General features: G+C 37.2%; 23 protein-coding genes and 2 tRNA genes. All 25 read right to left on the reverse strand.

The window, feature by feature from the left end; genetic code table 11:
• Nucleotides 1-216 precede the first annotated feature (216 nt).
• Nucleotides 217-1,716 (reverse strand): lysine--tRNA ligase, encoded by a 1,500-nt coding sequence (gene lysS, locus V7024_RS14625; protein ID WP_335521217.1) that lies wholly within the window; start codon nucleotides 1,714-1,716, stop codon nucleotides 217-219.
• 165 nt (nucleotides 1,717-1,881) lie between these two features.
• Complete coding sequence (gene dusB / locus V7024_RS14630) at nucleotides 1,882-2,880, reverse strand: tRNA dihydrouridine synthase DusB (RefSeq protein ID WP_335521220.1); 999 nt, start codon at nucleotides 2,878-2,880, stop codon at nucleotides 1,882-1,884.
• Between the two features lie 23 nt (nucleotides 2,881-2,903).
• Complete coding sequence (locus tag V7024_RS14635; RefSeq protein WP_098917460.1) at nucleotides 2,904-3,107, reverse strand: helix-turn-helix domain-containing protein; 204 nt, start codon at nucleotides 3,105-3,107, stop codon at nucleotides 2,904-2,906.
• Nucleotides 3,059-3,574, reverse strand: coding sequence for a 2-amino-4-hydroxy-6-hydroxymethyldihydropteridine diphosphokinase (gene folK / locus V7024_RS14640; RefSeq protein WP_335521223.1), 516 nt, complete (start codon nucleotides 3,572-3,574; stop codon nucleotides 3,059-3,061). The genes V7024_RS14635 and folK overlap by 49 nt, the downstream gene beginning before the upstream one ends.
• Complete coding sequence (folB, locus tag V7024_RS14645) at nucleotides 3,571-3,933, reverse strand: dihydroneopterin aldolase (RefSeq protein ID WP_335521224.1); 363 nt, start codon at nucleotides 3,931-3,933, stop codon at nucleotides 3,571-3,573. The genes folK and folB overlap by 4 nt, the downstream gene beginning before the upstream one ends.
• A gap of 5 nt (nucleotides 3,934-3,938) precedes the next feature.
• The gene (gene folP / locus V7024_RS14650; protein WP_335521226.1) at nucleotides 3,939-4,754 is read right to left on the reverse strand and encodes a dihydropteroate synthase; all 816 of its coding nucleotides are present in this window, start codon (nucleotides 4,752-4,754) and stop codon (nucleotides 3,939-3,941) included.
• Entirely contained in the window at nucleotides 4,747-5,619 is an 873-nt protein-coding gene (pabC, locus tag V7024_RS14655) for an aminodeoxychorismate lyase (protein ID WP_335521228.1), read from the reverse strand. The genes folP and pabC overlap by 8 nt, the downstream gene beginning before the upstream one ends.
• A complete protein-coding gene (pabA, locus tag V7024_RS14660) occupies nucleotides 5,613-6,200 on the reverse strand; it encodes an aminodeoxychorismate/anthranilate synthase component II (protein ID WP_335521230.1) in 588 nt (195 codons plus the stop codon). Before pabA ends, pabC begins: the two co-directional genes overlap by 7 nt.
• Nucleotides 6,201-6,205: 5 nt before the next feature.
• Nucleotides 6,206-7,603 (reverse strand): anthranilate synthase component I, encoded by a 1,398-nt coding sequence (gene trpE, locus V7024_RS14665; RefSeq protein WP_335521232.1) that lies wholly within the window; start codon nucleotides 7,601-7,603, stop codon nucleotides 6,206-6,208.
• 191 nt (nucleotides 7,604-7,794) lie between these two features.
• Nucleotides 7,795-8,718 (reverse strand): cysteine synthase A, encoded by a 924-nt coding sequence (gene cysK, locus V7024_RS14670; protein ID WP_335521234.1) that lies wholly within the window; start codon nucleotides 8,716-8,718, stop codon nucleotides 7,795-7,797.
• 116 nt (nucleotides 8,719-8,834) lie between these two features.
• On the reverse strand, nucleotides 8,835-9,710 hold the full coding sequence (hslO, locus tag V7024_RS14675) for an Hsp33 family molecular chaperone HslO (protein WP_335521236.1): 876 nt from the start codon (nucleotides 9,708-9,710) through the stop codon (nucleotides 8,835-8,837).
• A 6-nt stretch (nucleotides 9,711-9,716) separates the two neighbouring features.
• Nucleotides 9,717-10,505 (reverse strand): type III pantothenate kinase, encoded by a 789-nt coding sequence (locus V7024_RS14680; RefSeq protein ID WP_335521237.1) that lies wholly within the window; start codon nucleotides 10,503-10,505, stop codon nucleotides 9,717-9,719.
• Nucleotides 10,506-10,866: 361 nt separating this feature from the next.
• A complete protein-coding gene (gene ftsH / locus V7024_RS14685) occupies nucleotides 10,867-12,786 on the reverse strand; it encodes an ATP-dependent zinc metalloprotease FtsH (protein WP_335521239.1) in 1,920 nt (639 codons plus the stop codon).
• Nucleotides 12,787-12,873: 87 nt separating this feature from the next.
• Entirely contained in the window at nucleotides 12,874-13,416 is a 543-nt protein-coding gene (gene hpt / locus V7024_RS14690) for a hypoxanthine phosphoribosyltransferase (protein ID WP_098917470.1), read from the reverse strand.
• Nucleotides 13,413-14,843: a tRNA lysidine(34) synthetase TilS gene (gene tilS, locus V7024_RS14695; protein ID WP_335521242.1), complete on the reverse strand. Its 1,431-nt coding sequence runs from the start codon at nucleotides 14,841-14,843 to the stop codon at nucleotides 13,413-13,415. The genes hpt and tilS overlap by 4 nt, the downstream gene beginning before the upstream one ends.
• Nucleotides 14,844-15,238: 395 nt before the next feature.
• Nucleotides 15,239-17,716 (reverse strand): stage II sporulation protein E, encoded by a 2,478-nt coding sequence (gene spoIIE, locus V7024_RS14700; protein ID WP_335521244.1) that lies wholly within the window; start codon nucleotides 17,714-17,716, stop codon nucleotides 15,239-15,241.
• A gap of 368 nt (nucleotides 17,717-18,084) precedes the next feature.
• A tRNA-Glu gene (locus V7024_RS14705) sits at nucleotides 18,085-18,156 on the reverse strand.
• A gap of 11 nt (nucleotides 18,157-18,167) precedes the next feature.
• Nucleotides 18,168-18,241: transfer RNA gene (locus V7024_RS14710), tRNA-Met, on the reverse strand.
• Between the two features lie 166 nt (nucleotides 18,242-18,407).
• Nucleotides 18,408-18,866: a S1 domain-containing RNA-binding protein gene (locus V7024_RS14715; protein WP_335521246.1), complete on the reverse strand. Its 459-nt coding sequence runs from the start codon at nucleotides 18,864-18,866 to the stop codon at nucleotides 18,408-18,410.
• Between the two features lie 87 nt (nucleotides 18,867-18,953).
• Entirely contained in the window at nucleotides 18,954-19,313 is a 360-nt protein-coding gene (locus tag V7024_RS14720; RefSeq protein WP_335521248.1) for an FtsB family cell division protein, read from the reverse strand.
• Nucleotides 19,310-19,963, reverse strand: a complete 654-nt coding sequence (gene yabQ / locus V7024_RS14725; protein WP_335521250.1) for a spore cortex biosynthesis protein YabQ — start codon at nucleotides 19,961-19,963, stop codon at nucleotides 19,310-19,312. The genes V7024_RS14720 and yabQ overlap by 4 nt, the downstream gene beginning before the upstream one ends.
• Nucleotides 19,960-20,268, reverse strand: a complete 309-nt coding sequence (gene yabP / locus V7024_RS14730) for a sporulation protein YabP (protein ID WP_020062142.1) — start codon at nucleotides 20,266-20,268, stop codon at nucleotides 19,960-19,962. The genes yabQ and yabP overlap by 4 nt, the downstream gene beginning before the upstream one ends.
• Before the next feature lie 54 nt (nucleotides 20,269-20,322).
• Complete coding sequence (locus V7024_RS14735) at nucleotides 20,323-20,604, reverse strand: RNA-binding S4 domain-containing protein (protein WP_020062143.1); 282 nt, start codon at nucleotides 20,602-20,604, stop codon at nucleotides 20,323-20,325.
• A gap of 12 nt (nucleotides 20,605-20,616) precedes the next feature.
• Nucleotides 20,617-22,080, reverse strand: coding sequence for a nucleoside triphosphate pyrophosphohydrolase (mazG, locus tag V7024_RS14740; RefSeq protein WP_335521252.1), 1,464 nt, complete (start codon nucleotides 22,078-22,080; stop codon nucleotides 20,617-20,619).
• Nucleotides 22,081-22,091: 11 nt separating this feature from the next.
• On the reverse strand, nucleotides 22,092-23,693 hold the full coding sequence (locus V7024_RS14745; RefSeq protein WP_335521254.1) for a putative polysaccharide biosynthesis protein: 1,602 nt from the start codon (nucleotides 23,691-23,693) through the stop codon (nucleotides 22,092-22,094).
• Between the last annotated feature and the right edge of the window lie 10 nt (nucleotides 23,694-23,703).

Below are 23,703 nucleotides of genomic sequence, written 5' to 3' on the forward strand. Positions count from 1 at the left end.
GAACTTATCCGCCGCTCAAAGCGACTTTAACAATATAACATTTTGTTATTTCTCTGTCAACAACTTTTTTTATTTCCAAGTTGTTGACCTCGTTGCCGTTCGTGACAACGAATATAAATATACCAGTTCATAAATTAAAATGCAATAGCTTTTTTATAATTTTTTTCACCTTATAAAATAATATAAAAAGAAAAGCTTTGGAGAAAACTCCAAAGCTTAGTCTTGTTTATGTCTCATTGCCGGGAATAGTAATACATCACGAATAGACGGCGCATTCGTTAATAACATAACAAGACGATCAATACCGATTCCTAACCCACCTGTAGGAGGCATACCATACTCAAGTGCTTCAATATAATCGTCATCCATCATGTGTGCTTCATCGTTACCTTGTTCACGCTCTTTTAACTGCGCTTCGAAACGTTCTTTTTGATCGATCGGATCATTTAATTCTGTAAATGCATTCGCATGTTCACGAGCAACAATAAATAACTCAAAACGATCTGTAAAACGTGGATCTTCTTCATTCTTTTTCGCAAGAGGAGAAATTTCCACCGGATGACCATAAATAAATGTAGGTTGAATTAAATGTTCTTCTACTTTTTGCTCAAAGAACTCATTAATAATATGACCAACTTCCATTGTATCCTTAATTTCTATACCGTGCTCTTTCGCTAATGCACGAGCTTCTTCTACACTCATCGGGTTCCAGAAATCTGCTCCAGAATATTGTTTGATTGCATCTACCATGTGCAGTCTTGTCCACTCTGGCTCTAAATTAATTTCATATTCACCATATTGAACCGTCGTTGTACCTAAAACTTCTTTCGCGATATGAGCAACCATGTTTTCTGTTAGCTTCATAATATCTTTATAGTCTGCATACGCTTCATATAATTCAATCATCGTAAATTCAGGATTATGACGAGTTGATACACCTTCATTACGGAATACACGACCAATTTCGTATACTTTCTCTAATCCACCCACAATTAGGCGTTTTAAATGCAACTCAATCGCAATACGCATATAGAATTCCATATCCAACGCATTATGATGTGTAATAAACGGACGCGCAGATGCTCCGCCTGCAATTGCATGCAGCATCGGTGTTTCTACTTCTAAATAGCCATTGTTATCTAAGTATCTTCTCATCTCACGAATGATTTTACTACGAGTTACAAATGTTTCACGACTTTCCATGCTCGTAATTAAATCTAAGTAACGTTGACGGTAGCGCTGTTCAACGTCTTTTAATCCATGATATTTATCAGGAAGTGGACGAAGAGATTTTGTTAGTAAAGTAAAAACAGTTGCTTTAACTGAAAGTTCTCCAACTTTCGTTTTAAATACTTTCCCTTCAATCCCTACTAAGTCACCTAAATCAGCTGTATTAAATAGTTCATACTGCTCATCACCAACTGTATCTTTACGAACATAGATTTGAACTTGGCCATGTAAATCTTGAATATGCGCAAAGCCCGCTTTTCCTTTACCGCGTTTTGTCATAATACGGCCAGCAATCGAAATAGAGATTTCTTTCTCTTCTAACTCTTCTTTAGAAAGTTCTCCATACAAGCTTAACAATTCTTTCGTTGAATGCGTACGCTCAAAACGTTTACCAAATGGATCGATTCCTTGTTCACGTAAGTTATGTAGCTTCTCGCGACGAACGAGCAATTGGTCATTTAATTCTTCGTGGTTCATGTTATCCATGGTATTGATATCACTCCAGCTCTATTAAAATTTACAATATATATAGTATATCATTTTCTATCCAACTAGAAAAACTGCCAGCAACGCGCTGGCAGTTCTTATTTCTTAGACGTAATTATAGGTAGTAAAAACAGGAATGTCAAACACTCCTTCTACCGCTTACTATTATCCAACTTGAATAGATTTTTGTTTCGCTTCTACTTCTTCTACGAACGCTGTCAATAAAGAAGCAAGATCCGTACGTGTATTACAACCGTTAATTTCATTGCGCACTCTTGCATTACCACGAACGCCCTTTAAGTACCAAGCTGCATGTTTGCGCATTTCTCGAACTGCGATGTCTTCATTTTTCAAATCAATGAGACGATCTAAATGCAACATACATACGTCAATTTTTTCGCGCACAGATGGCTCCGGCATTAATTCACCAGTCTCTAAATATTTCACTGTACGGTAAATCATCCATGGATTACCAAGCGCTGCACGCCCAATCATTACACCATCTACGCCAATTTCATCTAACATGCGCTTAGCATCTTGCGGCGTTTCTACATCACCGTTTCCGATAACAGGAATATTGACAGCTTGTTTTACTTGCTTAATAATATTCCAATCCGCTTTGCCTTCATACATTTGAACACGAGTACGACCATGAACAGCAACCGCCTGACCGCCCGCACGTTCAACTGCCTGAGCATTTTCAATTGCAAAAATGTGATCTTCATCCCAGCCAATACGCATTTTTACCGTCACTGGTTTCTCGACTGCATCTACCACCGCCGCTACCATTTCGTACACTTTATTCGGATCAAGCAACCACTTTGCACCTGCATCACATTTTGTGATCTTCGGCACCGGGCATCCCATATTAATATCGATAATATCCGCTGTTGTATTTTTATCTACATATTTTGCAGCTTCTACAAGCGTTTCTTTTTCCCCACCGAAAATTTGCAGACTTAATGGCTTTTCTCTCTCATCAATATATAGCATATCTAATGTTTTTTGATTGTTAAATAAAATCGCCTTATCACTTACCATTTCCGCACATACTAATCCTGCACCAAATTCTTTTACCGTTAAACGGAATGCAGAGTTACATACTCCTGCCATCGGCGCTAGTACAACCGGATTTTTCATTTCAATGTTTGCAATCTTTAACACCCGATTGCCTCCCTTCATTATCCCTACTTCGGCATTAATTCTTCTATTGAAACTTTTAACGTCTTTGCAACCTCTGCAACAAAATCCCGAGACGGAACTCGATTCCCTCTCTCAACTTCACCTAAAACCGATACAGATACCCCTAACTCTTTCGCAAATCCTTCTTGTGTATAGCCTTTTAGTTTACGAAAAGCGCGAATGCGTCTTCCCCATTTCTCTGCTTCCATACCGTTACTCCCTCTCGCCTTTTCATTTCTTCTACTTGTGAACGTGAAATGTTTCGGTTAATTTCTTGATTAACTTCCATCAACGGAACGATAACAAAAGCTCTTTCAAACATCCGCGGATGCGGAACAACAAGATTCTCTGCTTCAATATTTTCGTGATTATAGAGCAAAATGTCAAGGTCAATGGTACGCGGTCCCCATTTGAATTCCCTTTTTCTTCCTAGTTTATCCTCCACTTTTTGCGTCACCATCAATAATTCTTGAGGCAATAAATTGGTAGAAATTTTTATAACTAAGTTTAAAAACTGGTCTTGTTCTGCATATCCAACTGGATCTGTTTCATAAACAGATGATACATCCTCAACCTCAATAGCTGGATGTGCCCGCAACAACTCTATCGCTTGTGATAAATACGTATAGCGATCACCCATATTCGAACCCAAAGCAATATAAACTACACTATTCATGAACGCCCTCTCTCAATCTCCACCGCCACCGCACGGTAATGTCCTGGAATTGGTGGATCTGGTTTAATAACTTTTACAATACAATTCATAATACAATCGTACCGTTCTAATATATCTGCCGCAATATTTTCCGCAATGCTTTCCACAAGTTTATACGTTTTCTCTTCCACCACACATCTACATAACTCGTATAACTCTCCATAATTTACGGAATGCTCTAAGTTATCACTCGTTCCAGCTCGCTTTAAATCTAATTCTACAGTTAAATCCACTTTAAAACGCTGCCCTAATTTATTTTCTTCAGGAAATACACCATGGTAACCGTAGAACTCCATATCATGAACAAAAATTTTATCCAAACCTTTTACCCCCTTAACATAGCGTCCATCATCTTCGCCATGCGGGACATCTCTTTCACATCATGAACGCGTACAATTTCACAGCCTTTTTGAACGCCAAGACAAACCGTTGCACCAGTTCCTTCTAAACGTTCTTCTACAGGCAAATCTAACGCATGACCAATAAATGATTTTCGAGAAGTTCCAAGAAGAAGCGGATACCCTAACACTTTCAACTGTTCTAGATTTCGCATTACTTCTAAATTTTGTTCAAATGTTTTTGCAAACCCTATACCTGGATCTAAAATAATATTCTCATCACGTACACCTGCACGTTTCGCAATTGTAATACTCTCATACAAATCAGCAATCATATCCGCCATCAGATTTCGATAATTAGTATTCCCGCGGTTATGCATTAAAATAATCGGTACATTATAATGCGCCGCTACTTTTGCAATTTCTGGTTCTGCTTTTGCTCCCCAAACATCATTAATAATATGTGCACCAGCTTCAATAGCTTGTTTTGCAACCTCCGCTTTGTACGTATCGATAGATATAGGAACATCTACTGCCCCCGATACAGCTTGAATAATTGGTACAACACGTTGCACTTCTTCTTCTTCTGAGACTTTAGCAAAACCAGGACGAGTAGACTCTCCGCCAATATCAATAATATGCGCGCCGTTCATTACCATCTCTTTTGCATGACGGACAGCTGCTCCTACTTCATTATAATTACCACCATCAGAGAAAGAATCAGGTGTAGCATTCAAAATCCCCATAATGAACGTCTTTTCATTTAAGTCTAATGTATATTCACCGCACTGCATATTAGACATCTCCTTTTAACAATTCATTTCTGCTCCAAAGCTTTTCACGATACGTTTCATATACACGCGAAAGCTTAGTTGTAACCAATCCTTCTTTACCTGGGAAATGCGTTTCTCCAATGCACCAAATCGGGACAATTTCCTGAATGGAATTCGTAATAAACACTTCATCAGCTGTAAGTAACTCTTCTTGTAAGAATAATCCCTCTCTTACCTTGAGCCCCAAAGTTTCAGCAGCCGCTATTATAAAAGCACGAGTAATCCCATTTAAAATTCCGGTTTGTAGTGACGGTGTATACAATATGTCATTGTTCACAAAAAAGAGGTTCGAAACAATCCCTTCCGCAACATACCCTTCCTTTGTAAGAAAAATTCCTTCTTTCGAAGTTGTATTCCCAATCTCACGTTTTCCCAAAATATTATTTAAATAATGATGTGACTTTAAACGAAACTCTCCTTCTGGCGTATTGCGTGTTTGCTTTAAAATGACTCCTTCTTTTTCTATTACCTCACTAGGAGCCGGTAAAGGCTTTATAAAAACAATAACAGAAGGCTCTTCATACATATCTGTCTGCAAGCCAATCTCCCCGCTACCTGCAGACACATTAAAACGAACATACGCGTTTTGCAAATGATTTCTTACCATCAACTCTTTTAAAATGCTTTTTACATCTTCTTTTGTCATTTTCCATGCAATATGTAATGACGAAAGAGCGGTCATAAGCCGCTCATAATGATCATCTAGCAAGAAAGGGTGCCCATTGTAAATACGGAACGTTTCAAATACACCAAGACCATATAAATACCCATGATCATAAGGAGAAATTTTAGCTTCACTCGCGTCTACAAATGCACCGTTCACATAAATTAACATACAGAAGTACTCCGGCTGTAATGACGGATGAAGTTTTGCAGCAATTCCTTACCATGGGAAGTCATAATAGATTCTGGATGGAATTGTACACCTTCAATTGGTAATGTTTTATGACGAAGCGCCATAATTTCTCCTTCCTCTGTCCAAGATGTTACTTCCAAACACTCTGGTAATGTTTCTTTTTTTACAATTAAAGAATGGTAACGCGTTGCTGTAAATGGATTTGGAATATCAGCAAAGATTGTTTTCTCATCATGATGCATTAAGGACGTTTTCCCGTGCATTAAACGCTCCGCACGAACAACATCCCCTCCAAATACTTGCGCGATCGATTGATGCCCTAAACAAACACCAAAAATCGGAATTTTCCCTGCAAAATGACGAATCACATCCATACTGAGCCCTGCTTCATTCGGACTACACGGCCCAGGGGAAATCATTAAGAAATCAGGCTGCATGTTTTCAATATCTTCAATTGTAATTTCATCGTTACGTTTGACGATAAGTTCTTGCCCTAACTCTCCAAGAAATTGCACTAAATTAAACGTAAAGGAATCATAATTATCAATCATTAATATCATTTCTCTCACCTAACCGTTTCTTCGCTACTTTCTTTCGCACGCCATAATGCTATTGCTTTCTTTAACGACTCTTTATACTCATTTTTCGGATTAGAATCAATAACAATTCCCGCTCCTGCCTGTACATACGCTTGTCCATCTTTCGCAAGTAACGTACGAATGACAATATTTAATTCCATATCCCCTGAATAGCCAATCCAACCAATTGAACCCGTATAAATACCACGGCGAACTGGTTCTAGCTCTTCAATAATTTGCATCGTCCGAATTTTCGGCGCTCCGGTAATCGTCCCACCCGGAAATACAGCCTTCACACCATCAAAAGCATCTTTCCCTTGCTGTAATTCCCCGCGTACATTTGAAACAATGTGCATAACGTGGGAATATTTTTCAATTACCATAAATTCATCCACTTCTACTGTTCCATACTCACAAACACGCCCTAAATCATTTCTCTCTAAATCAACAAGCATAACGTGTTCTGCACACTCTTTTTCATTTTCAATTAACTCTTTTGCAAGCTTTTGATCTTCTTGTTCATCTTTCCCGCGAGAGCGTGTACCTGCAATCGGGCGGGTACTTACTTCATTACCCTGCTTTTTAATTAATAACTCTGGTGAAGCACTTACAATTTGAAAATCTCCAAATTCTAAATAACCCATGTACGGAGAAGGATTAATTTCACGAAGCGTTGTATAAATTTCTAGCGGATGCGTTTGCAATGTTTTTTCTTGTCTTGTAGACAAGTTCACTTGAAATACATCTCCTGCGCTAATATAATCCTGAATTCGCCCAACAGCCTCAACAAACCCTGTTTCCGTAAAGGAGACTGCTTCTTTATTTGTTTCAGGCGGAATAAACTTCATTGTCACTTCCGGCACATCTTGTAACCAAAGTTCTTTTAATTCATTTAAGTGCCACTTTGCTTGCTTCTCATCATTTGTATAATGAGTAATAATCCATAACATTCGTTCTTTCTGATCATAAACAAATACGTCATCGAACAATAAGAAAAATATATCTGGTACATTTACATCATCTTCTGCAAGAGAAGGTATTTTCTCAATATAGCGGATACAATCATAACTGAAATAACCAATTGCGCCACCTTGAAACGGCGGATACGCATCATTATGTTCTGTTTTCCATTGTTCCATATACTGTTGCATTAGGTGCAATGGATTCCCCTTTTCTATTGTTCCCTCTCCATTTTCCCATATATGTAGTGTTTCATCTTTCCCACGAACAATCGCTACAGGGTCAAGTCCAACAATACTATAACGTCCCCCGCGGCCACTTTCTAAAATGATATGATGAGGTTTATTTTGCGAAAGGAACTTATACTGTTTAAAAAAGTCTAACTGGTACGGAACTGAAATAGCTAAAGATTTTCGTCGCTGCATATAAACACCTCGTCTTATTTTATCCTGTTCTAACGATCGGTTAAAAATATTGAACCGTCCGCAGAAACCCGATTTGGTTCAACTAACACTTATTTTACATGAAGTTTTCTAGTCGTTCACTCTTTTCCTATTTTCAAACGAAAAAAGAAAAAGCATCCCTTTTTTGAGGAATGCTTTCCATATATTAAAACTTATGATTCAAACTGATAAAGTGGTGTACTTAAATAACGCTCACCATTACTCGGAATGATGACAAGTACTTTCTTGCCTTTTCCAAGTTTTCTTGCAACTTCTGTCGCCGCATAAATAGCTGCTCCAGATGAAATACCAACTAAAATCCCTTCTTCGCGCGCTACTTTTCTTGCATATTCAAATGCTTGTTCTGCTTTTACTTGAATAACTTCATCATATACATCTGTATCTAACGTTCCAGGAACAAATCCAGCACCGATACCTTGAATTTTATGAGGACCCGGTTTTCCGCCTGATAATACCGAGGAATCAGAAGGCTCTACGGCATAAATTTTGATATCTTCATACGTTTCTTTTAATACTTCACCAGCACCCGTAATTGTTCCACCTGTACCAACACCTGAAACGAATGCATCTAATTGTTCACCCATCTGCTCAACAATTTCCGGACCTGTAGTTAAACGATGAATTTCTGGGTTTGCATCATTTTGGAACTGTTGAGGCATAAAGTATCCATGTTCTTTCGATAACTCCGTTGCCTTACGAATTGCCCCGCCCATTCCTTCTGATCCTGGCGTTAACACTAATTCCGCTCCATAAGCACGTAATAAATTGCGACGTTCAACACTCATCGTTTCCGGCATAACTAAAATCGCATTATACCCTTTTGCCGCTGCTACCATCGCTAAACCAATTCCTGTGTTTCCACTTGTCGGCTCAATAATCGTATCGCCTTCTTTTAATAATCCTTGTTTCTCAGCAACTTCAATCATCGCTAAAGCAATACGATCTTTTACGCTACTCCCAGGGTTCATGAACTCTAATTTCAAATAAATATCTGCACTATCCTCTTCTGCAATGCGGTTTAATTTAACAATCGGCGTTTTTCCGATTAATTCTGAAATTGATTGTGCCACTCGCATCTCCGTCACTCCTAACACCAAGTATTTTCATTGGATTTATGTACATTTTGTCAAAAAGAAGGTTATTTGTCAATCTATTTAGATGATTTTAAATAGACAAATAACCTTTTTCTTACTTACAAACTTTCTATTAATTTTGTTATATCTTCTTTAGAAAAGTTATATCGTTCATTACAAAAATGACAATGCACTTCCGTCTCTTCTTCTTCATCACGCACTTGCGTTAATTCTGTTTTACCTAAACTTATTAATACGCTTTCAATACGCTCACGAGAACATGTACAGTTAAATTGTACATCCATTGTTTCTAAAATTTTCACATTGTCTTTCCCTAACAACTCATACAGCAACTCTTCAGGAGTTAGACCTTGTTCAATAAGTTTAGAAACCGGTGGGATTTTTTGCAAACGCTCTTCAAGGGCTGCAATTGTCTCTTCCTGTGCATCCGGCATAATTTGCAAAATAAAGCCACCCGCAGCTGAAATACTATCGTCACCATTCACAAGAACTCCAACACCAACAGAAGAAGGCGTTTGCTCAGAAACAGCAAAATAATACGTAAAATCTTCTCCTAACTCACCAGACACAAGTGGAACTTGACCAATAAATGGCTCACGCATACCGATATCTTTAATAATTGTTAAAAACCCTTCTGTTCCTACAGCCTGATATACACGTAGCTTCCCTTGTTCTGTTGCTTCAAAATCAACATGCGGATTTGTTACATAACCACGTACATCCCCATTTGCATGTGCATCTATTAATATTGGACCGAGAGGACCGTTACCTTCAACTTTAATTGTAAGCTTCTGATCACCTTTTAACATCGCACCCATCATTGTACCTGCTGTTAAAGAACGACCAAGTGCTGCTGAAGCAGTTCTCCATGTATCATGACGTCTTTGTGCTTCACTCACTGTATTTGTTGTGTGAACACTATAGGCACGCACTTCTCCATTAAACGCTAGCGCTTTTACCAAATAATCTTTCATTTTCATTTATTCACCTTTCTCTTGTTGTAAATTCGCATTACGCTCATATAACATATATAGACCTTTAAGCGTTAAAAACGGATCGACATTATCAATAACGTTCGATTCCTCTGCAATTAATTTCGCTAACCCACCTGTTGCAATAACAGTCGGTTCTTGTTTAGCTTCCTCTTTCATTCGCTTTACAATACCTTCTACTTGTCCAACATAACCATATAAAATACCCGCCTGCATTGCACTTACTGTATTCTTTCCAATGACACTACTTGGTCTTGTAATTTCAATACGAGGAAGCTTTGCTGCTCTACTGTATAATGCTTCTGCTGAAATCATAATGCCAGGTGTAATTACCCCACCCATATAATGCTTATGCTCGTTAATATAACAATATGTAGTTGCTGTTCCAAAGTCGACAATAATAAGAGGACTTCCGTATAACTGAATACCAGCTACCGCATTTACAATACGATCAGCCCCCACTTCACGTGGATTCTCATACTTAATATTTAAGCCCGTTTTAATTCCAGGTCCAACTACAAGAGGCTTAATTTTAAAATACTTCTCACACATACGCTCTAAAGCAAACATAATAGGCGGTACAACAGAAGAAATAATAATTCCTTTTATATCATGAAAAGTAATCCCCTCGTGTTCAAGTAATTGTTTCACAAGCATTCCATATTCATCTTCCGTTTTATGACGATCTGTTTCCATACGCCAATGCTGAAGAAGTTTATCATTTTCAAACACACCAAGTACCGCATTTGTATTCCCTACATCCAATACAAAAATCATATTCTCACCACTTATCTTATTTAATGTATATTTGTGCAATATGTACAGAATTTATCCCGCTATTCGTGGGCAGTAAGCCCCCCCCACCTCATGATTCAGAGAGAAGCGAAGAAGATAGGTGTGAGACAACTGCCCGTAAAAGCCCGATTGGTTCAACTAATAATCAGTGGAGGGATGAAGTAAACCCCCACTGATTATAGTTTCACTTTATCCCGCTGCTAGAAGTTTTATTTTATAACCTCATCATACCATATTTATACACATGTTCAGCTTTCCTATCCTCACCATTTTACAAAAATCCATTTCCTTTTTTCAATGTTTAAGCCCGGCTATACCGCAAAGAAAAAAGGAGCGACAATTGTCACTCCTTCGGTTCTTCTTTATTTTCTGGCACTTCATCTTCTTTTTTCATTGTGATGTTTACCTTTACATCACTTTCAGAAGATGTTTTACGCTCCGGTAATGTACCATGTTCACATAAATGATTGATTTGCTCTGCATCTAACGTTTCTACTTCAAGCAACGTATTTGCAATAATATCAAGTTTATCACGGTTTTCAGTAAGAATTTGTTTTGCACGAGCATAACATTCTTTCATAATGCTTTGCATTTCCATATCAATTTCATGTGCAATTGCATCACTATAGTTTTGCTCAGAATGGAAGTCTCTTCCTAAGAACACTTGACCGCCTTGTGAGCTACCGAATTGCATTGGTCCAAGCTTATCACTCATACCAAACTCAGTTACCATGCGTCTAGCTATTCCGGTCGCACGTTGGAAGTCATTATGAGCTCCTGTACTTACTTCTCCAAATACAACTTCTTCAGCCACTCGTCCACCAAGTAGACCCGTAATTTTATCAAGCAATTCTGGCTTTGTCATGAAGTAACGATCTTCTTTCGGAAGCATTACTGCATATCCACCAGCTTGACCGCGCGGCACAATCGTTACTTTATGAACAATATCCGCTTCATCAAGCACTACCCCAATTACAGTATGTCCTGCCTCATGGAATGCAACGATATTACGTTCTTTCTCAGAGATAACACGACTTTTCTTAGCTGGACCTGCAATAACGCGATCCGTTGCTTCATCAATATCACTCATATCGATCTTCTTCTTATCTTGTCTCGCTGCTACAAGAGCCGCTTCATTTAATAAGTTTTCAAGATCAGCACCAGAGAACCCTGGTGTACGCGTTGCAATAGCACGCAAATTAATATTTTCATCTAACGGTTTATTGCGTGCGTGTACTTTAAGCACTGCTTCACGACCATTTACATCTGGACGATCTACTGTAATTTGACGGTCAAAGCGTCCTGGACGTAATAACGCTGGGTCAAGAATATCAGGTCGGTTTGTTGCAGCAATGATAATAATACCTTCATTTGCTCCGAAACCGTCCATTTCTACAAGCAATTGGTTTAATGTTTGCTCACGCTCATCGTGGCCACCACCAAGACCTGCCCCACGCTGACGACCTACCGCATCAATTTCATCAATAAAAATGATACAAGGTGCGTTTTTCTTTGCATTTTCAAATAAGTCACGTACACGAGAAGCACCGACACCGACGAACATCTCTACGAAGTCAGAACCACTAATAGAGAAGAATGGAACGCCAGCCTCACCTGCAACAGCACGTGCAAGCAATGTTTTACCTGTCCCTGGAGGTCCAACTAATAAAACACCCTTCGGAATACGAGCACCAACCTCCGCAAACTTACGAGGGTCTTTTAAGAACTCTACAACCTCAACAAGTTCTTGTTTTTCTTCATCTGCTCCAGCTACATCTCTAAAACGGACCTTTTTCTTATCATCATTGTATAACTTCGCTTTACTTTTACCGAAGTTCATCACACGGCTACCGCCGCCTTGCGCTTGGTTAAGTAAGAAGAAGAATAAAATGAAGATAATTACAAAAGGAATGATGGAAGTGAAGAATGTTACCCACGCACTTGTTTCTTCTGCTGGTTGATATTTCACTTCTGTACCTTGTGCTTTGTCGTTAATTTTCTTTTGTAATTCTTCAGTGTTAGGTGCATAAGTTACAAACTGTTTTTCCTGACTCTCAGTACTTAGTTGTCCTTTTACCTCAAATACACCATTTTTCGGTTGAAGTTGTACATTACGAACCTCACCCTTTTCAAGTTTAGCAATGAATTTATCGTAGCTAATTGGCTTTATACTTTGCTTTGAACCATTAAAATAACTCACAATACCAATTACCACTAAAAATATAAGTAAATAAAAGATGGTATTACGGAAGATCCGATTCATCCCTAACCTCCTCTCACAGCATACAAACTATAATAGTAAATAGTAACATAGAAAAACTTTCCTATCCAATTGTAATGCTTAATATTATTAATTGGAATATACGCTCGGTTTTAATACACCAACATAAGGAAGATTACGATATTGTTCCTTATAGTCTAATCCGTATCCCACAACAAATTCGTGCGGAACGGTAAACCCAACATAATCCGCTTTAAGATCAACTTTTCGGCCAGTTGGCTTATCTAATAACGTTACAATCTTCACAGATTTTGCTTTACGATATTTAAATAAGTCTACTAAGTAGCTTAATGTAAGGCCGCTGTCGATAATATCTTCTACGATTAAAATGTCGCGTCCTTCTACAGAAGTATCTAGATCTTTTAAAATTTTCACTTCACCAGTTGAAACAGTAGAATGACCATAGCTAGATACAGCCATAAAGTCCATTTCAAGATATGCATCTGTGCGCTTTAATAAGTCTGCCATAAATGGCATTGCACCTTTTAGTACACCGATTGCAAGAGGTACCGTGTTTTTATAATCCTCTGCAAGAATTGCGCCTAATTCCCTTACTTTTTCTTGTATTTGCTCTTCAGAAATTAATACTTTTTCAATATCTTGATTCATCATTTCATTATCCTCCTGGAAGACTCCTTGCTTTTGTAATGAATAATAATATATGTATCCTTATCTACTGTTTCTCGCGAAATAGCAAATGCAGATCGTTTCAACAACGGAATCCAAATAATATTTCCATTCGCATCACAAACAATTGGCCAGTCTGCTCTTTTCTCCTTCGGTACTTTTGCCTCAATAAAAATAGACTTTATCTTCTTCGTACCATTCATACCTTGAATTGACATTCGATCGCCATCTTCCCGCGGACGAACGATAAGTGGAGATGTTATTTCATTATATTTTGCAACAAACATCATCTCATTCACCATACTAGGTACACAATTGCTAATCTCTACTACAAACTCATCACCATTTACTAATGTTACCTTTCCAGGCACTTGTAAAACATGAGAAGAAAAAACAACTTTTTCTTCAACAAAACGGAAAATACATTCTTCATATGTACGAACAACCTCTAACCCACCCGGAAAGTGAAGCACACCAGAAGGATGAGTTCGTTTGAAAAACTCAATCACCTTGTTAATATGTACAGAAGAAAGCGAAGATGGAATTTTATATTCATAAAGATAGTTTAATATTAGTTGAATCCCTCTCCTTTGTAAAGGTATAGGCATAGATTCAAATGCAGGAATTGATACGACAACTCTTTTTGTATCTTTTTTCTTAATTACTTTATTCATTTTTTCAAAAGCTAATTCCTGCAAATACGCTTCATCCTCTTGCATAAACTTACTAAAAGCTTGAAAACGCTCATGAACATTTGGATTCTCCTGTTTTAAATGAGGAAGAACATATTTTCGTAGTCGATTCCTTGTATACGTTTCTTTTGTATTACTAGGGTCAATACGAGGGACAACATCCTTTCTCTTACAATAATCAAGAATCTCTTCTTTCGTTACTGCCAGCAGAGGTCGAATTAAAAAACCTTTATCAAAAGCCCGTTTCGCAGAAATTCCAGAATAGCCTTTCGAAGTGCTACCACGCACAAGACGCATTAAAACTGTCTCAATTTGATCGTCACCATGATGACCAAGAGCTACATATTGCGCATTATGTTTTCTCATTATTCTTTCCAAAAATGCATATCGACATTCTCTTGCCGCAACTTGTGCACTCATTCGATTCTGTTTTTGATACTGCTTTACATCAATTTGTATTGCTTCACAGATAACATTAAGATTTTCACACAAATGTTTCACAAATCGTAAATCTTCCTGTGATTCCTCACCGCGAAACATATGGTCAACATGAGCTACTACAATTTGCAGTTTCTTCTCTTCACGCTTCTCTAACAAATAGAAGAAAAGCGCTAAAGAATCAGGTCCCCCCGATACACCAACAACAACCGTAGAATGTGCCTCTAATAAATTATGCCTTTCTACAAAAGCATCTACCTTTTTAACAAATTCATCTTTCAATGCTGCAATCACCTTTCATTAAGCTAAAACGATAGCATACCCAGATATAATGGTACAACTTTTACAAGCTTTCTGCAAAACAAAGATGTATAAATTTCACAATTTATCTTACATATGAATTTTTTCTTTGCATACAGAAATAAACAAAATTAAATATTCCATGTATAACAAACAGGCCTCAGGTATATTCCTGGGCCTTGTCATTTCCCTCTTTATAAATCAAAAAACAGTAAGAGATACTGATATTTCCACTTCTCAAAATTATGACAAGCGAAAAGAGAAACGTAGAGAATAACTCACCCTTTTTATCAAGAGAGAATGAAGCCCATAGGAGCTTAATTAGTTCAACTAATAATCAGTGGGGGATGAAGCCCCCCACTGATTAAAGTTTCACTTTATTGCGCTTGTTTACTAACAATAGGAATTGTAGCCCATTTTGGCATATTCTTTTTTACTTTTGCGACCACGATTGTCATGTCATCATTAATATATCCATTATCAGTACGAATAACATCTTCCATAATAATATCAGCAATCTCTTGTGGATCTTCCGTTTCTAATTCTTTAATCTTCCGCTTCATCCACACTTCATGATTCTCTACATGTTTTGCACCTTCAAAAATCCCATCGCTCATCATGACTAAAATATCACCGGATTTTAATTGCTCACCTACAACATCTACTTCAAAGTCTTCAATAATTCCCATCGGTAAATTACTCGCCTCTATTTTAAACACTTGATTGCCACGCTTTACAAAACTTGGCGTAGAACCAATCTTTAAAAACTTAGCATTTGCATCACGCAAATCAATCATCGCTAAATCTAATGTTGTAAACATTTCTTCAGTTGTTCGCAGCGAGAGAATTGAATTAATCGATTTTATTGCAATCTCCTCATCAATACCTGATTGCAATATTTTTTGCAACAGCTTCACTGTCTCTTTACTTTCCATGTGAGCTCGTCTTCCATTTCCCATCCCATCACTAATAGCCAGCGCATATTTCCCCACACTTAACTCCATCATGGCATAGGAATCACCAGATACAAATCCCCCTCCTTTAGCCGCTGTAGCAAGGCCTGTATCAATAGAAAACGTTTTAGCCGAACCAAAAGATACTGTACTGTAACCATTCGGATACGCTGATTGGTCTTCATGTTTCACAACAACCGTCTCGTGTAAAATATCAGTCAACATCGGAGCAACAAGCTTTTCACATTCCCCATGTTTATTACACGAAGCGGGAATCATCATTTCAATATCAATGTTCCCCCGATCCAAACAATAAATATCAACATGTTCAACCTCTACACCAAAATCACGAAAGGCTTGTAAAATTTGTTCCTCTTGCACCTGATGATTCTCTCTTTCCTTTTGAATCTCTTTTGAGAAATCTGCCATTACTTTCGAAACACCCATAAGTTGCTCAGCAACAATTCTACGATTATCCCGCATTTGCTTCCTTAACTTTTGTCCTTCATAAAAATGCTCTAATTCATCATCTATCAAACCTGTTACCTTCGTTCCTCTCACACAATATTTTTCAAAATCACGGAGCAATTTACGATTATTTTGCAATGTACCTTCCTCCGTTTCGTTCATGAGTTGCTTCATATAATCATACGTTTTATCAAAATTCACAACCCAACACTGATCCTTTTTAAAGCACGTCTGACATGTCTTGGCGGTAATTGTGCTTAAAAATAAATCCGTCTCTGTATCCTTATCTTCATCTTCTACATACCCATATATAGAAAAACTATTAGACAATGCTTCAAACACATTTGCAAACTGATTAATTTTATTTGCCGTAACATCACGCATTCTTCTTAAATATTGTTGTTGATCATTCGCATGCTCTTGTGTGCCTGGCATATACTTGGAAAGACGTTCAACGATGAACTTAGGCGTTAATAAAAACAATGTAATCGCAGCGCCTGACTCTAATAACGTCATTACAATACTTGTTTGTTTATCTACGTATAACGTAATTAAACTCGTTCCAATTAACAAACCTAAACTTACCCCTATTCGCTTCCCCTCTTTCAACAAGCCACCTAACAATCCAGAGAACGCCAGTAAACTTAATTGATATAAACTTGCTACATTTGCTAAGCTTAAAATCAAACCTGTCACAACTCCTACAGTAGAACCTGTTGCCGCTCCTGCCACAAATGCAAACACTAATACTAAATATCTCGTGAAAATATGCTGAACTGATAAATCATAAATAAACCAATCTGTTGTACCCGTTAATACAGATGCTAGCAATATAATTAGGCAAACAATTTCTTCCGTTTCTAATGATTGCTGTTTTCCTTTTCGTTCTATTAAAAGAGGAACACTTTGCAAGAAAATCATTGTTAACACGAAGCTTAATCCTGCTTCAATTGTACTAACAAGCAAATCATACATACCAATTGATCCTTGCGCGAAATAAACAACGATAAGATGAGCGGTTAATGCGGAAATAAATACTTGAAATGGTACAAGTCCAATCGTCTTACTTGTAAAACGACTAAAGAAGATATTATAGATGAAGAATGTAAATATAGATGCAAAGGCAAAGAATAAATTTTCTAATGAAACCGAAAATGCACCTGCCATTACAGCTAGGAATGCAAGAGCCATTTTATCGCGTTTCATCACATATACAGCAGCAAAAAATGGCAAAGCAAACGGTAAAATGTTCGTTAAAATATATGCTCGTCCCAAAAGAAAACCAACCAACGCAACCACAAATCCCCAACGAAAGAAAATTTGTTCCAATTTCATCCTTAATTTGCTTGTCCACTTTTCAGCTGTCATTTGCCCACGACCTATAGCAAGCGCACTAGAATTTGGATTAACAGTATTCCTTCCTGTTCTTGGCATATTTTGAACACCACCTGCATATTTTATTACTTGTAATTATAAAATGTATGTTGCGGAGTTTTTGTCAAAATAACAGTTTGCAACACAATAATTGTTCGACTTTTTATACAAAATAGTACCATATATATACAGAGTTACACGTAAATCCTTTACTTGATTATTGAATTTTCAAAAAATAATAGTTGTTTTTGTAGAAGTAGCGCATAACTTTACAATTCCTTAACATAAAGTGAAACTTCCATCATTTTTATCACCGATTAGAAATTGCCAACAATTATCTCCAACTCAAAGTTGCGAGGCGCAGAATAACTGTTCACAATAACAAGACAAAAAAAGATCATGCATAATTTGCATGATCTTTTTAGCGATGACCCGTACGGGATTCGAACCCGTGTTACCGCCGTGAAAGGGCGGTGTCTTAACCACTTGACCAACGGGCCGTTAAAATATATAGCGGCGGAGGGGATCGAACCCCCGACCTCACGGGTATGAACCGTACGCTCTAGCCAGCTGAGCTACACCGCCATGTCGTATTTAACGGACAATTAATATATTATCTTAAACAGCATTTTAAGTCAACATGTTTTTAAATATTTTTTATCATTTTTTCTATACGCTGTTTTCACCATAAAAAAGCACCCTGAGTGAACACTCTGGGTGCTTCTCTTTATTTTAAAATAAACAGCAAGTTTTATCCGCGACGAGCGCCACGGCCGCCACGTTTTGACTCCGTGTTACGCTTTAAAGAAGTTAAACGATCTTCACTGTCTTTTAAAAAGCGAGCCATCTTTTGCTCAAATGTTTCTTTTGGGTTACGGTTGTCACCGCCACCACGATTGTCTCTGTTAAAAGAGCGATTACGCCCAGGACGTCCAGCACGTTGATTATCGCGTTGCTCACCTTCTGTTTTTTCACGTTCTTTCGCTTTTTTAATAGATAAACCAATTTTACCGTCTTTCTCAACATTAATAACTTTTACTTCTACTTGATCGCCTACTTTTAAGTGATCATTAATATCTTTTACATAATTATCAGCAACTTCACTAATATGAACAAGACCAGTTAATCCTTCCGGAAGCTCTACAAAAGCCCCAAAATTAGTAATACCTGTTACCTTACCCTGTAACTTGCTGCCTACCTCGATTGACATAAAAAAAACGCTCCTCCTTAGTGGTTAAAAAGTCAAATTTTACTTCATTATATATAATCTTAAAATATAGTGTCAATACAACACCTACTACTTAGAAATGGGAAAAATTATCTCCCCGGGCTTTGAAAAGTAATAATCTCTTCTAGCAATCTCTAAAACATAATTCTCATCTTGCAATTTTTGGATTTCATCTTTCAGCTGTTTTTCTTTCGTCGTTAATACATTTGTTTCTTTTTCCAACTCTTTTACTTTTGTTTCTTTAGCGTTAATCGTACTATTTTGTTGATAAAATGTCACACCAATACTTACAATAACTACAAAAGCAAACGCCAAAAATAAAGCTAATCGACGATAAACGCGCCTTCTACCTTCGTTCGATTGTATTATATGCTCTTTAACAGAATTTGGATTCTGTTCTAATACATACCTTTGCTTTAGTTCCCTCATTTCCGAGGTCCCCCTAACTTCTTTTTTATAAGTTCCCAAATTAGGAATACATGCTTCTTCATTTTCTTGAAATATTTTAAAAGTCCTGCTTGTCTCTTTATAAAAATTTTAACATGGCTAGGGAGAAGTTTCCATATAACAAAACAAACAAATCGAACAGGGATGAAAATAATTTTCCACACGAACCGCAATATCGCTACAATAACTTTCCACAACCCGGTTCCAACTCCAACTACAAGACGAAATAAAAATAGCATAAACGCTATAATTAAATGAATCAAAATCGTAATTGGCTTAACAATAAATAACTGAACAACACGAACGCAAAAATAAAATGTTTGAACAAAAATGTAAATCAAAAAATTTAATACTTTCATGTACAATGACTTTAACAAACTTTGATATGCAGCAAAACCACACAACAAAGCTAAAAATACATACATACGTAACTCTGCTTCATTTACAAGCAACAATACATAAAACACAACAAGAGCTTGGACAATCCAAAATAAAATATCATAGATAAATACGAGCCAACGCTTTCGCTCTCCACGTTTCAAAAAGCGATGGTATGTATCTAAAGCTGCTCCAAGTGAAGCGCCCATCCCAATCATTGAAAGCATTGTATATAATTGAACCGTTAAGCTCATTTAAATAACTTGCTAAAGAATCCTTTAGCTTTCTCCCCTTGATGCTCATCAATGTAAGCCATCTCATATATTTTCCCTTTAATGGACACAAGTCCTTTTTCAACATCAAGGTTTTTCATTTGTAGATTTTGACCGCGTATCGTTAAAAAGCCCATGACTGTTTCTAACAAAAATTCTTCACTATCAAAACTCTCCACCTGCTTGACTCCTGTAATATCAAGAACGCGTCTTCCTCTCATTACAACGTCATGTTCTACAGTAACATTTTGTTGATTAGAAGACGACATTGAATATCCTTTGTTCACGTCCATCCCCCCATAACTTTATACTAGTATCAATGTATGAGAGGACAAAATTATTTAGAACAAGCTATCTTCCGCCTTTACTTGAACTTTCTCTTCACGAACAACGGTATATAAGTTTGCCGCATCTTCTTTTTTTGTCGTTTCCTTTAATTCGTTAATTTTTACCGTAACAACTTTTTGACCGAAACGAATCGTTAATTCATCTTCTGCCTTTACAGTTGAGCTTGCTTTCGCAACTTGACCGTTAATCATAATTCGTCCTTGATCTGCAACTTCTTTTGCTAATGTTCTTCTTTTGATAAGACGAGACACTTTTAAAAATTTATCTAAACGCACAACAACTCCCCCTTATTCATTCTCTATTCGCTTTGCTTCTTCCCATAATGCATCAAGCTCTTTTAAAGAAAAATCTTTCATTTCCTTCTCCATACTAGCAACCTTTGCTTCCATATATAAAAAACGGCTTATAAATTTTTCGTTTGTTTTATGAAGTGCTTCTTCCGGATTGATTTTATAATAGCGAGCAATATTCACAAATGCAAATATTAAATCCCCAAATTCCGATAACATTTTCTCTTCATCCATAACCGTCACTTCACGTTGAAATTCTTCCCATTCCTCATCTACTTTTTCCATCATTGGCTTAATATTATCCCAGTCAAAACCAACCTTTGCAGCTTCTTTTTGAATTTCATAAGCGCGCATTAACTGAGGTAAACTTTTCGGAATGCCTGATAAGATAGACTCTTTTACATTCCCTTTTTCTTGTTTCTTAATTTCTTCCCAATTCGTAACAACATCAGCAGCCGTCTCTACACTAACATCTCCGAATACATGAGGGTGACGACGTACCATTTTCTCAGACAATGTGCGAATGACATCATCAATCGAGAACCAGCCTTCATCTTCACCAATTTGTGCATGAAGCATAACTTGCAATAGAACATCACCAAGTTCTTCAACAAGATGATCGTCATCTTCCTCATCGATAGCTTCTAATACCTCATATGCTTCTTCAATTAAATATTTCTTTAATGTTTGGTGCGTTTGCTTTTTATCCCATGGGCATCCGTTTGGTCCGCGTAGCTCCGCAATAATATCACGTAATACAGCAAATTCTTGATACAATGATTGTCGATTTAACACCGGCGGCACATACACACTCGTTAAATTATTAAGCTCCGCCTCATGATCCAATAAATAGAGCGGTACTTTCTTCACTTGTTCAAATGATGTTCCTGCCGCAGTCACGATATATACTTCATAATCATCTGGAAGCATTTCCATTAATGTTAGTTTGACCTCAGATGCAATAAATGCATCATACACTTGGCAGAAAATTAAGTGCTGACGAAGCTCTAATTGTCCTCTTTCAAATGACGTCGCATCAATTAACTGAAACCCTTCAATTGGATCAATTTTCAAACTTGTAAACATTGGGTCTAAAAAGCTTTGTCCACCCTCGATGCGCACCTCAATATTCTCTTTTTCTCCTTTTTGCAGCAAAAGTTGTACAGTACGCTCTGCCACAAGCGGATGACCTGGAACCGCATATAAAATATCAGCTTCCTTGGCTTTTTGAATCAATGTGTTAGAAATTGTTTCATACACTTCTTCAAATGTATCATACGCTTCATATACACCATCAAAAGATGTGTATAATACACCTTCTTTCTCGAGCTCCTCTATAACTGGATGTTCTTTTGTTCGAACGTACATGTGCGCCGCTTCTTTCACTTTTCGATATACGCCCATTGTAAGCTGGTCTAACTCACCAGCTCCTAATCCTAAAATCGTAATTGTTCTTTTCATAATGCCCACCTCTATCCACTCTTCTTCAAAGAAGTTTGTACTTTTTCTTGTTTCATAACCGTCCCAAGTTCCTGCGCTGTAAATACTTGTAGCTTTAAAATTAAAAATACATATAGTAAACCACCAACACCGACACATAGCAATGCTTGAATCGCTGCCAATCCTCTATGCTCCGCGTTAGCTTGTAATCCAAACCACTCAAACATATACATACATCCAGCAAGTACTAACACCATACTTAATGCTCCAATTGTCACACCTACAATAGGCTTTTTCTGCATAAGTGGCTCATTAACCACTCGAATCAGTAATACACTATTCAATACGGCAATACACAACAACGCAATCACAGTTGCAATCGCTGCACCGATTACACCAAAATGCGGCATGAATATATAATTGAGTAACAATTTCACACATGCACCAATTACAACAAATAAAGCTGGTTTTACAGTTTGTCCTACTCCTTGCAAAATAGATGCAGTTGTAATTGCTAATGAACTAAACAGAATAGAAATAGATAAAATCCCCAACACAACAGAACCATCGCCATTTGCAAATAACATAATATTTGTTGGACGAATGATACTCGCGAGTCCTAATGATGCAGCAACCCCAATTACAAATGTAATTTTAATTGCTAACTGTACTTTTTCGCGAATGAACACGTGATCTCCTCTCTCTTTTGCAGCTGTAATCATTGGAATTAAAGAAAGTGAAAACGATGTTGTCACAACCGTCCCAAGCTGCATAAGAGGAATGCTGCGATCGTATATCCCCTTTAACGTTTTTGCTATTTCTACTGGCTCTCCATTCTGAACAAGTAAGCTATAAAGTGAAATAGAATCTGCCATTTGTATAAAAATTAACACTAAATTACTAACACAAATTGCAATCCCTTGCCAAAGCAACGTACGAATAATGGTCTTTTTATTGGAAATTCCTTTAAAATTTCGCACAAAAATAGAACAAAAATCCTTTCGCAAATAAAACAGCAATACAGCCACACCAATAAAGCTACCTGCTATTGAGCCAAACATAGCACCTGCTCCCACCGTATATAAATCAAATCCTTTTTTGATAAGGAATAATGATAAGAATACGATAATGGATACGCGAATCGTTTGTTCTATTACCTGTGATATAGCTGTTGGTATCATATTTCCAAACCCTTGAAAATAACCTCGTGCTACCGAGAGAAATGGCATTAATAAAAAAGAAAATGCAATAACGCAAATTAGCTTTTCCAAATTCGCATCTCCCATTAAAGATGCAATTGTATGTGCACCAAAAAACAATACACTACATCCTACAATCCCAATAGCCAATAAAAACCAAAAAGAAATACATATAATGGACTCTGCTTCTTTTCGCTCTCCTCGCTCTAAACGTTCTGCAATCATTTTTGAAATAATGATTGGAAAACCATATGTCGCTAAAATTAAACAAAACCCGTAAAACGGGTAAATTTGCTGATAAATATAAAAACCAATATCACCAGCTATATTTTGATATGGAATACGGTAAAAGGCGCTTAATACTTTTGTAACAAAGCTCGCAATTGTTAATATAATCGCTCCGCGCCAAAAAGCTTGGTACTTATTCGTCTCCATAACCATACAA

The organism is Bacillus sp. JJ864, from assembly GCF_036963045.1.
Taxonomy (GTDB): domain Bacteria; phylum Bacillota; class Bacilli; order Bacillales; family Bacillaceae_G; genus Bacillus_A; species Bacillus_A pseudomycoides_C.